Raw genomic sequence first — 10,931 nt, forward strand, 5'->3', positions numbered from 1 at the left:
CAGATCACTGCGCTTTTCATGATCTGCGTTCGACGCGATATTCCAGGTCGGCGTACCACGACCAAACAACGCGATCAGTTCCCTCTCCCTCTGGGAGAGGGTTAGGGTGAGGGGCTTTTGATCGCAGATCACTGCGCTTTTCATGATCTGCGTTCGACGCGATATTCCAGGTCGGCGTACCACGACCAAACAACGCGATCAGTTCCCTCTCCCTCTGGGAGAGGGTTAGGGTGAGGGGCTTTTGACCTGACTAATGCAGTACAATCCGCCCCCTTCTCAACTCCCCCAAGGATCTGACATGTCCGGGCTTGAACTGTTTGCCGCTGCCCTCGGTGTCATCGCCGTGTGGCTGACGGTCAAGCAGAATCCGTGGTGCTGGCCGATCGGGCTGGTCATGGTGTTGCTCTACAGCTGGATCTTCTTTGAGGTGAAGCTGTATTCGGACATGTTGCTGCAAGTGATCTACGCCGCGCTGCAGATCTACGGCTGGTGGCAGTGGACCCGCGCCGGGACGCTGCATGACGGTCGCCAGGTTACCCGCCTCGACCCACGCTCGATGGTGCTCGGCCTCGGCGTTGGGGCGATCGGCAGTGTGTTGCTGGGCGCGGCGATGGCGCACTGGACCGACGCCGCACAGCCGTGGCTCGATGCCGCGCTCACCGGTTTCAGTCTGGTGGCGCAACTGTGGATGGCGCAAAAACGCCTGCAATGCTGGGCGTTGTGGTTCGTCCTCGATGTGATCTTTGTCGGCCTGTTCATCTATAAAGGCCTCTATCTGACTGCTGGCCTGTATGCGCTGTTTACCTTGCTCGCGGTGCAAGGCTGGCGGGAATGGCGTGCCGATCCGGCGTTGCGCACATGAAAGTCGTTGTTCTCACCGGCCCGGAATCCACCGGCAAGAGCTGGCTGGCGGCAGGCCTGGAGCAGCGTTTCGGCGGCGTGCGCGTTGATGAATATGTTCGTCGGTTCATCGAAGACAACCCACGCGACACTTGCCTCGCGGATATCCCTGATATCGCCCGGGGCCAGTTGCAATGGGAAGATCAGGCACGGGCGAAACAACCCGAACTGCTGATTCTCGACACCCATCTGCTGAGCAATATCCTTTGGAGCCAGACCCTGTTCGGCGACTGCCCGGCCTGGCTGGAAAAAGAACTGCTCACGCGCCATTACGACCTGCACCTGCTGCTGTCGCCGCAACAAGTCGACTGGGCCGAAGACGGCCAGCGCTGCCAACCGGATCTTGCGGATCGCATGGCCTTTTTCGAAGCCACCCGCGCCTGGTTGATTGAGCATCAACAGCCATTGCAAGTTATCGAGGGCAATTGGGCCGAACGGCACGCCCACGCCTTTGCCGCGGTCGAGCTTTTGCTGTCCAGCTGAGCCGCCTTGGGACGAAACTGTCCGTTTTTGAAACACTCCTCACCGCGCAAAGCCCCCGTCCAAACGCTGTTCATCACTCCGTCACGTCACCTGTTACGCCGATGAAACACATCGGCGCAAACCCTTGTTCCAGAGCTTTCCAACGTCAAGCATCGTTCAAGCGCCCCTGCATGTGTCTCAGCGCTGAAACAGTGCCCGCACTGAGCAATTCTCAAAAACACCTAACCCATTGAAATAACGCGATAATTCAAAACCGGCACAGCTTTCGCTCTCTCCTTCACAACGCTGAATAACCCAGCCCACTGAAGAAGGAATTGCAGCCGTGGGGAATTTCAATAAAAGCCTGACCTGCCTCCTGCTGATCGGATCAGCCGCCAGCGCATTGATCAGTGCCAGCGCCCAGGCCGAAGTCAATGGAGTGATCGTCCTCAACCGCGACGTTCAACCCATCGCGATCGGTCGCAATGGCGGCAAAGACCCCTATCCGACCACGGTCAACGCCAACCCTTCGGCGCGGATCAACCAGACCCTCAGCAGTACCGAACTCACTGACGGTGATTTCGCCAGTGTCGCCAGCGGCTCATCGATTCGCGGCAACATGACCACGCCCAGTTCCAACCTGCCCGGCATGAACACCCTGACCAACCAGAACGGCCTGCCCGGTATGCGCACTGGCAGCGGCGGTGGTTCTGGCGCCTCGATCTCCAACACGGTCAACCGGGCGATGAGCACCGGGCTGGCGCCTCTGACTCGCATGGCCGGAGGCCAATGACATGAATCGCACCCTGCTGCTTCTCGCCCTGCTCGGCTGCACCAGCGCCATGGCCGATTCGGCTTCAGTGAACAAGGCCAATATTCAGGATTCCGGCGCGCAGTATCGCGGCAACTTCAACGTCAACCAGGCCGCCGGTGACCAGATGCAACAAGCCAACACCAAGGCGATTGCCATCGGCACCGAAGCCCATGCCACCACCAACGTCAGGCAAACCATCGACACGCCTGCCAGCCGCGCCATCGACGCGAGCGCCAACATCGGCGGCAACTCTTTCAGCAATGGCAACGGCATCCTCGGTGTTAACCAGGGCGCCGGTGCCAACAACCAAATGGCCAACGTCACGCGCGTCAGCATCAGTGCCGGCCCGCAGAGCGTTGACGACAGCGCCCTTTCACAACAGAACGTGGCGTTTTTACCGAGCTCAGGAGCAACTGGTACCTCGATCGGCAGTCGCCAGGTCACGACAAGTGATCAGGCCTTCACCGGCAGCCGTGGGGTAATCCAGGTGAACCAGAGTGCCGGGGTGGGGAACCGCATGGCTAACACCCTGAGCATCCGGGTCGCAGACTGACCCAAACAAAAAGCAGTGCAATTAGAAAAGTCCCAACACTTAACCAACTAATAAGCACGACGGAGAAACAACCATGAAACCTACAATGGCTCTCAAACCACTGGTTTTCGCACTCGCAGCAGTGATGGCAATGGCAGCACAGGCTGGCGGCCGTGGTGACAATGATCATGGTAACGGGCACGGCAATGGACATGGCAACGGTCACGGCCAGCCACAAGGTCCGAATCTTGAACAACTGCTGCAAATCACCGCAGGCGCCGGCGCCGCTGTACTCGACGCACAAAACAGCGACGGCAACGTGGTAAAAAACCAGGGCACCCTGAACAACGCCAATGCCAGCGACTCGCTCAACGGCTCCAACGGCAACATGGGCGCCAACGTCGCCGCCGGCGACGGCAACCAGCAGGACAACGCTGCTGCACTGGCCACCGCTGACGAAAGCTTCATTTTCGGCAATGCTGTTGCCGCCTCGAGCGCGACTCAGGTGAACAACAACAACTACGTGAAAAACTCGTCCACCTTCAACAACGCCACGCTCAGCAATGCAGGCAACAATGGTTCCGGCAACATCGGCATCAACGTGAGCTCGGGCAACTTCAACCAACAGAAAAACAACCTGGCCATCGCCGTTTCCGGTGGTCGTGTAGCGCAGGCCGCTGCCTCTGCCAACCAGTCCTCGACTGGCCTGGTCGTGGAAAACAAAGGCGTGCAGGCTTACAAAACCGACACCCTCACCGGTACTTATGCAGCCGCTGGCGTATTCAAAGCCAAAGGCACTGCGACCATCGAAGACGACAACCACGGCGGTTGGGGCAACCGTGGCGGCGGCCATGGCGGCAACGATGATCAGAAAGCCAAGTTCGAAGCCGTGGGTACTTTTGGCCTCGCTGGCGTCACCACCCAACAAGTGTTGACCAAAGATGGCTGGAAAACTCCAGTCGTCAACAACGCCAACATGACCAACTCGATGAACAACTTCTCCGGCAACGGCGGAGCCAACGTCTCGGCGGGTGTGGGCAACCAACAAAGCAACTCGCTGTCCATCGCCGCAGGTTGCAAAGCCTGCATGTAATCGCGATCGAAACGAAAGCCCCGGCAACGGGGCTTTTCCTCGGTTCCACAAGGCGTATTCGATCATGCGGACTCCTGCCCTCCTCGCTCTGCTTTGTCTGTGCGGCCTGACTCAGGCGGCCCAGATGCCCGTGGCTGCCCTGCCGGGTGGCGTGCTGGTCTACAAGGACGTGCAAAGCATTCGTGAGCGCAAGTTTGCCGACATCGTCGAACAGAAAACCGACTTCAGCTGCGGCGCTGCTGCACTGGCAACGGTCCTGCGCCAGGCCTATTGGCTCGACGTCGATGAGGAGCACATCATCAAAGGCATGCTGGTCAACGCTGACCAGGACCTGGTGCGAACCCAGGGTTTCTCCATGCTCGACATGAAGCGCTACGTAGAAAGCATCGGCATGCGCGCCCGTGGCTACCGGATCCCGCCCGAAAAACTCGAAGCGGTGACCATTCCGGTGGTGGTTCTGATGGACATTCGTGGTTACAAGCATTTCGTCGTCCTGCAGCGTTCGGACAAGGATTGGGTCTACATCGGTGACCCGGTTCTCGGCCACAAACGCTACAAGCACGACGACTTTGTCAAAGGTTGGAACGGCATTGTCTTTGCCATCGTCGGCCCCGGTTACGACAAGGCCAACGCCTTGCGCAGCCCTCCGGTGCCGCTGACGGCGAAGAACTCGCTGGACAGTTTCAACCCGGTCAAAGATGCGGAATTGATGGATTTCGGGTTCATTCAGAGCGACTTCTTTTAATCGCCGAGTTAGAGAATGGGACTGGATGTCCCGGGAGCAGCAGATGAAAAGCTCATACTGGCTGGCCGCCGCCTGCCTGGCAGCGAGTGCGTCAGGTTTAGCCCATGCCGGATTCAAACCCATCGAAATCAAGGACCAGGAGCTCGCCGAGCTGCGCGGTCGTTACGTAATGCCGGGGCGGATCATCAGCTTCGGCATTGTCATGAGCAGCACCTGGCGCAACGCCAGCGGCGACTTGATCGGGGCCGCGACCTCGATGCAGATCCAGGCCGCAACCGTCAAACCGGAATTCTACGTCTCGACCATCAAGGAGTCGGGCAACGGCAGCGCCCTCACCGCAGGCACCGGCAGCGTAATCGGTGGCGCCGGCCTCAACAGCAGCCAGGGTGTGACGCAAAGCGTACGCGCCGCCGGCGATGGCAACACCGCCAACAACAACGTCGCGATCAACGTCAGCGAAGCCAGTCAGGCCCCGGCACTGGTGCCGTCGCAGGGCCAGGCCCTCATCGCCGGGCAGACCATCAGCGGCAGCAACGGCGCCGGCAGTGTCGCGGTTTCGGCCAATGGCGGTGGCGTGCAAATGGCCATTCAGGCCAGCGGCAATCAAGGCACAGCACTGCAACAAGTCGCCCAGGGCGGGCTGCTGCAGAACACCCGATTGCTGGGCAGCGCCAACGTGGTCAACAACCTTACGCAACTCAACGTCGTACTTAACAATAACGGCAGAAGCGCCGGTGCACTGGATTGCAACCTGACCCAACTCGGCGCCCTACGCAATATCGGATATTGAACTACGCTGAGTCTCGATCATTGGGCTTAAAGGGACGGCTTATTCATGTATCGATCAGTATCACTGCGTGCTGCAGTGTGTTTGAGTACCCTTCTCCCGGCGGCAATGCTGCAAGCAGCACCCGACGCCGATGTAGAAGCCCTGAAACGGGAACTTCTGGAACTGAGACAACGATACGAACAACAACAACAAGCGCTGGCGGTACTTGAACAACGGGTCCGCCAGGTAGAAGAAACACCCGCCGCCCCACCGCCAAAACGGCTGGCCAAATCGCCGTCCGACATGAAAGGCAATCGCGTCGCCGCCGGAGCCGCCACAGGCACCGGTGCGGCTGCTGCATCGGGAGGCGCCGCCGGGGGCAGTGGCGCTTCCTACGGTCAATCGCTGGCCGATGATTCACAACCGGCGCAGAGCGTTTCCAACCTGTATGACGAGGCCAGCGGTTTCTTTGGCGGCGGCAAGTTCAGCGTGGAAACCGGCCTGACCTATTCGCGCTACGACACCCGCCAGTTGATCCTCAACGGTTTCCTTGCGCTGGATTCGATTTTCCTCGGCAACATCAACCTCGACCGGATCAAGGCCGACACCTGGACCCTGGACCTCACCGGCCGCTACAACTTCGATAACCGCTGGCAGTTCGACCTGAACGTGCCGGTGATCTATCGCGAGTCGACGTATCAATCCGGCGGCGGCAACGAGGGCGCGGCTGGCGTAACAACCGAAGAAACCGTGACCAAGGATCCAACCATCGGCGACGTCAACTTCGGTATCGCCTACAAGTTCCTCGACGAATCGGTCAACACCCCGGACGCCGTCGTCACCTTGCGCGTCAAGGCGCCGACCGGCAAAGACCCGTTCGGCATCAAACTGCGCCAGACCGACGCCAACTCCAACCTGTTCGTCCCCGACACCCTGCCCACCGGCAACGGCGTCTGGTCGATCACGCCGGGTATCTCGCTGGTCAAGACGTTCGACCCGGCGGTGCTGTTCGGCAGCCTTTCCTACACCCACAACCTCGAGGAGTCGTTCGACGACATCAGCTCTACGGTCAATCAGAAAAACCCGGGCAAGGTTAAGATTGGCGACAGCTTCCAGATCGGCGCCGGCATCGCCTTCGCGCTTAACGAGAAGATGAGTATGTCGTTCTCGGTCTCCGACCTGGTGCAACGCAAGAGCAAGCTGAAACAGGACGGCGGCGATTGGGAATCGGTGGTGTCCAGTGATGCCAACGCCGGTTACTTCAACGTCGGCATGACCATTGCTGCAACCGACAATCTGACGATCGTGCCGAACTTGTCGATTGGTATGACGGATGATGCGCCGGACTTTTCGTTCAGCCTGAAATTCCCGTATTACTTCTAGGCAAAAGCAAAAGATCGCAGGCTTCTGCGGCTCCTGCATTGGGATTCGAGTAATCCCTGCAGGAGCCGCCGAAGGCTGCGATCTTTTGATTCTCAGGCTCTTGCTGGTGACCACTCATCGGAAACACACCCACACCTGTCAGATCTGACAGGTGCGCTCTGCCCTCAAATCCGCTTTGATGACTCCAGCGCCTGGCACCTTGCAACCGGGCCCATAACGGAGCACTGCCATGAGCCAGCCGCTGGATGAAAACCGCATTCTTGCCCTGAGCCCTCCCTTCATACAGGGTAAGGTCGACTTGCAGACGCCGGAGAACTATCACGGAGGTATATCGCTGGATACCGTCAAGGACGATATGCGGGTTTTCGTAGACCCGTGGATAGGTATGGCACTGAAAGACGAATGCCAAATGTCTTATGACGGCGTCATTGTCGGAACGATACCGGTCGATGAAGACAATCTGAATAAACGGCTGGAATTCAAAATTCCCAGGGCCCAGGTCACCAATGGCGCAGCACTCGTCTTTTACACGGTGAAACGCTTGGGTCAGGAGCCAGTGAGCTCCGAGCCGGTGTTGCGTATGTGGGTCCAGCTCACACGGCCAGGCGGCCTGGATCGCGACAGCGAGGACGGCCATTCCGGCCTGCTCTACACGCTGAGCCCTGATCCGTCTCAAGGCGTGGATGCGGAAATGGCCCGGCGGGAAATCCGCATGCTCATCGTGCCTTATGAAAACATTGCCGTCTTCGACACCATTCGTTGTGGTTGGGGAGATCAGGTGGTGACGTACTACCCGGTCACCAGAGAGCAGATCGAAGATCCGGTCAACAATCCGATCATCGTCACCTTCACCGAAAAAGTCATCAGAGACCAAGGCAACGGCAGGAACATCGAAGTGCGCTATCAGGTCTTCGACCGGGTTAATAATTTCCCGGTTCCAGAGGCGCCGTGGTCGAAAGTCACCTATGTCAATGTGGACCTGAGCATCAGCCGCTTGCCGGCGCCAACAATCTGGGTCAACAACCAGAACGTCACCACCATCGACCTGAAGGTACTGGGCACGAGCGATGCCGATGCGCGGGTTTATTTCACCCCGCCGGATTTCCAGATTGGAGACGAGGTCGAACTAAGGTGTACCGGCCAGACACCAGAGGGAGTACCTGTCACGATCGGACCGTTGGTACACATGGTCGGCGCCGTGCCTGGGCACTTCGATTTCAAGCTGGCCAATGCCTCGATCAGGGCCATGGTCAATGGCTCGGCCACGACCAACTACAAGTTAACCCGCGCCAACGTACCTGCGCGTCCGTCCAATGACGTTGTTGTTCCGATCACTGGCGAAGTCAGTCAGTTGAAGCCGCCAACGGTTGTCGAGGCGCCGGATTACAAACTTGACCCGAACCGGCATCAGAATGGCTTCACCGCGGTGTTTGACACTTCGATGTTTGGCGCAAATCACGAGGTAAAACTGGAAATCGCCGGCAGACCCGGCGCCGGCTCAGTACCTCCCCAGCAAAAGCCGGTGGCTGGACAATCGAAAGTGCAATTCGAGATTGATTTCTCCGTCACCGGGGCAAATCTGCAGCGCAGTGTGGAGCTGATATACAGCCTGATCGTTAATGGACAGCCGACGCCGGTGCAGAGTGTGACGCTGGTGATTGGTGAGTTGCTCCAGTCGAGCATGCCGATGCCGAAGCTCGAAGGGTTTGATGGTGAGGTGCTGGATGTAGGGTTGATCAAGGATGACACCAAGGTACTGTGCGGGGCTTGGCCGTTTCAGCGGATGGGGTTACCGATTTGGTTGGAGTATGTGGAGACGTTTGCGGGGGGTGGGGAGCGGGTCAAGCAGCAGTTTGTGGGGGCAGCGCATGATCAGGGGGTGGGGTTGAGTTATCTGGCAGAGGTGGAGTGGTTGCGGGGGTGTAAGGCGGATTCGAGGTTGGTTGTTGTTTTGAAGGTTGGGTTGAATGAGGAGGCGGTTGAGAGTGAGGCGGTTGGGTGTCGGGTGAGGAGTTATGGGGTTAAGGCTGGGTTGGATGATTTGACTACGTTTGATAATTATGATTGGAATAATTGGACACTAGCCACTTTCGGCCATATATCAAAAATCAGTCTTTCCTCGGAACAGTATTTTTTAGAGACCATAACTTCAGGTGGCTACGCTAACACCGTAAACATTGTGAAGTGCTTTCAGGACATTGAGACGGACACCCAACTTGAATTCAGCTTCGATTACAGATGCGCAGTTCCTATAAAGTTCAGCTTTTATCAAAACGCTGTACTTGAATACCACGGGGAGGCACCTAAGAGCGACTTCTGGCGAAAAGAAGTTGTACGCTTTCGCTCGGCGAAGTTCTCCACGCCAAAGACTCTTATGCTGGTCTTTCAAGCGGACAACCGCACACACAACTTCTTTGTTAAAAACATTAGGCTAAAAAATATTGATAGTTAAACTTTGATTACCGCACTTCAATTTCTTGCATTTACCTAATCTGATGCTTATGCAACAACCGATAAAAAGTAGGCCGCGAAACCCCTAAAACTTTCGCGGCCACACTCAAATTATCACTATGCCGATTCAACACATCACACAACGCCTGCCGTTCCGCCCGCGTCTTGTAATCCTCCCTCGAGCCAACTAGGTGGCGAACTTTTAATTTGCACGTTCATTGTCGCCAGTCCAAAAATCGACCACTCATCGGAAACACACCCACACCTGTCAGATCTGACAGGTGCGCTCTGCCCTCAAATCCGCTTTCATGACTCCAGCGCCTGGCACCTTGCAACCGGGCCCATAACGGAGCACTGCCATGAGCCAGCCGCTGGATGAAAACCGCATTCTTGCCCTGATCCCTCCCTTCATACAGGGTAAGGTCGACTTGCAGACGCCGGAGAACTATCACGGAGGCATATCGCTGGATACCGTCAAGGACGATATGCGGGTTTTCGTAGACCCGTGGATAGGTATGGCACTGAAAGACGAATGCCAAATGTCTTATGACGGCGTCATTGTCGGAACGATACCGGTCGATGAAAACAATCTGAATAAACGGCTGGAATTCAAAATTCCCAGGGCCCAGGTCACCAATGGCGCAGCACTCGTCTTTTACACGGTGAAACGCTTGGGTCAGGAGCCAGTGAGCTCCGAGCCGGTGTTGCGTATGTGGGTCCAGCTCACACGGCCAGGCGGCCTGGATCGCGACAGCGAGGACGGCCATTCCGGCCTGCTCTACACGCTGAGCCCTGATCCGTCTCAAGGCGTGGATGCGGAAATGGCCCGGCGGGAAATCCGCATGCTCATCGTGCCTTATGAAAACATCGCCGTCTTCGACACCATTCGTTGTGGTTGGGGAGATCAGGTGGTGACGTACTACCCGGTCACCAGAGAGCAGATCGAAGATCCGGTCAACAATCCGATCATCGTCACCTTCACCGAAAAAGTCATCAGAGACCAAGGCAACGGCAGAAACATCGAAGTGCGCTATCAGGTCTTCGACCGGGTTAATAATTTCCCGGTTCCAGAGGCGCCGTGGTCGAAAGTCACCTATGTGAATGTGGACCTGAGCATCAGCCGCTTGCCAGCGCCAACAATCTGGGTCAACAACCAGAACGTCACCACCATCGACCTGAAGGTACTGGGCACGAGCGACGCCGATGCACGGGTTTATTTCACCCAGCCGGATTTCCAGATTGGAGACGAGGTCGAGTTAAGGTGTACCGGCCAGACACCTGAGGGAGTACCTGTCACGATCGGACCGTTGGTACACACGGTCGGCGCCGTGCCTGGGCACTTCGATTTCAAGCTGGCCAATGCCTCGATCAGGGCCATGGTCAATGGCTCGGCCACGACCAACTACAAGTTACTCCGCGCCAACGTACCTGCGCGTCCGTCCAATGACGTTGTTGTTCCAATCACTGGCGAAGTCAGTCAGTTGAAACCGCCAACGGTTGTCGAGGCGCCGGATTACAAACTTGACCCGAACCGGCATCAGAATGGCTTTGCCGTGGTATTTGACACCGCCGCGTTTGGCGCAAATCACGAGGTAAAACTGGAAATCGCCGGCAGACCCGGCGCCGGCTCAGTACCTCCCCAGCAAAAGCCCGTGGCGGGACAACCGAAAGTGCAATTCGAGATTGATTTCTCCGTCACCGGGGCAAATCTGCAGCGCAGTGTGGAGCTGATATACAGCCTGATCGTTAATGGACAGCCGACGCCGGTGCAGAGTGTGACGC

The 10,931-nt window shown here is 57.5% G+C and carries 9 protein-coding genes and 2 pseudogenes; 10 read left to right on the plus strand and 1 reads right to left on the minus strand.

Annotated elements, in window-relative coordinates; genetic code table 11:
* Positions 1-298 precede the first annotated feature (298 nt).
* From pnuC to QMX86_RS25110, 9 genes are all read left to right on the plus strand, one after another.
* A complete protein-coding gene (gene pnuC, locus QMX86_RS25070; protein ID WP_110645256.1) occupies positions 299-862 on the plus strand; it encodes a nicotinamide riboside transporter PnuC in 564 nt (187 codons plus the stop codon).
* Positions 859-1,383 carry an AAA family ATPase gene (locus tag QMX86_RS25075; protein WP_282387167.1) on the plus strand — a complete coding sequence of 175 codons (525 nt, stop codon included), beginning with the start codon at positions 859-861 and terminating at the stop codon, positions 1,381-1,383. Before pnuC ends, QMX86_RS25075 begins: the two co-directional genes overlap by 4 nt.
* A gap of 322 nt (positions 1,384-1,705) precedes the next feature.
* Entirely contained in the window at positions 1,706-2,155 is a 450-nt protein-coding gene (locus QMX86_RS25080; RefSeq protein WP_282387168.1) for a hypothetical protein, read from the plus strand.
* A 1-nt stretch (position 2,156) separates the two neighbouring features.
* Complete coding sequence (locus QMX86_RS25085) at positions 2,157-2,729, plus strand: adhesin (RefSeq protein ID WP_122601745.1); 573 nt, start codon at positions 2,157-2,159, stop codon at positions 2,727-2,729.
* 73 nt (positions 2,730-2,802) lie between these two features.
* Complete coding sequence (locus QMX86_RS25090; RefSeq protein WP_122704344.1) at positions 2,803-3,801, plus strand: heme utilization protein; 999 nt, start codon at positions 2,803-2,805, stop codon at positions 3,799-3,801.
* A 64-nt stretch (positions 3,802-3,865) separates the two neighbouring features.
* On the plus strand, positions 3,866-4,546 hold the full coding sequence (locus tag QMX86_RS25095; protein ID WP_024012915.1) for a C39 family peptidase: 681 nt from the start codon (positions 3,866-3,868) through the stop codon (positions 4,544-4,546).
* Between the two features lie 43 nt (positions 4,547-4,589).
* Complete coding sequence (locus QMX86_RS25100; RefSeq protein ID WP_282387170.1) at positions 4,590-5,336, plus strand: hypothetical protein; 747 nt, start codon at positions 4,590-4,592, stop codon at positions 5,334-5,336.
* A gap of 45 nt (positions 5,337-5,381) precedes the next feature.
* Positions 5,382-6,698 (plus strand): hypothetical protein, encoded by a 1,317-nt coding sequence (locus tag QMX86_RS25105; RefSeq protein WP_041479694.1) that lies wholly within the window; start codon positions 5,382-5,384, stop codon positions 6,696-6,698.
* A 229-nt stretch (positions 6,699-6,927) separates the two neighbouring features.
* A complete protein-coding gene (locus tag QMX86_RS25110; RefSeq protein WP_282390420.1) occupies positions 6,928-9,150 on the plus strand; it encodes a hypothetical protein in 2,223 nt (740 codons plus the stop codon).
* A 31-nt stretch (positions 9,151-9,181) separates the two neighbouring features.
* Here the strand turns inward: QMX86_RS25110 and QMX86_RS25115 are convergent.
* Positions 9,182-9,337 (minus strand): annotated as a pseudogene (locus tag QMX86_RS25115) (helix-turn-helix domain-containing protein); the annotation flags it as partial.
* Between the two features lie 171 nt (positions 9,338-9,508).
* On the opposite strand from QMX86_RS25115, the pseudogene QMX86_RS25120 reads away from it, so the two are divergent.
* A pseudogene (locus tag QMX86_RS25120) lies at positions 9,509-10,931 on the plus strand (hypothetical protein); the annotation flags it as partial.

The sequence above is a fragment of the Pseudomonas sp. PS01270 genome (genome assembly GCF_029959775.1).
Classification (GTDB): Bacteria; Pseudomonadota; Gammaproteobacteria; order Pseudomonadales; family Pseudomonadaceae; genus Aquipseudomonas; species Aquipseudomonas atacamensis.

Coding starts and splice junctions, on each gene's coding strand:
- pnuC (WP_110645256.1), top strand. CDS start 299: ATGTCCGGGCTTGAACTGTTTGCCGCTGCCCTCGGTGTCATCGCCGTG.
- QMX86_RS25075 (WP_282387167.1), top strand. CDS start 859: ATGAAAGTCGTTGTTCTCACCGGCCCGGAATCCACCGGCAAGAGCTGG.
- QMX86_RS25085 (WP_122601745.1), top strand. CDS start 2,157: ATGAATCGCACCCTGCTGCTTCTCGCCCTGCTCGGCTGCACCAGCGCC.
- QMX86_RS25090 (WP_122704344.1), top strand. CDS start 2,803: ATGAAACCTACAATGGCTCTCAAACCACTGGTTTTCGCACTCGCAGCA.
- QMX86_RS25095 (WP_024012915.1), top strand. CDS start 3,866: ATGCGGACTCCTGCCCTCCTCGCTCTGCTTTGTCTGTGCGGCCTGACT.
- QMX86_RS25100 (WP_282387170.1), top strand. CDS start 4,590: ATGAAAAGCTCATACTGGCTGGCCGCCGCCTGCCTGGCAGCGAGTGCG.
- QMX86_RS25105 (WP_041479694.1), top strand. CDS start 5,382: ATGTATCGATCAGTATCACTGCGTGCTGCAGTGTGTTTGAGTACCCTT.
- QMX86_RS25110 (WP_282390420.1), top strand. CDS start 6,928: ATGAGCCAGCCGCTGGATGAAAACCGCATTCTTGCCCTGAGCCCTCCC.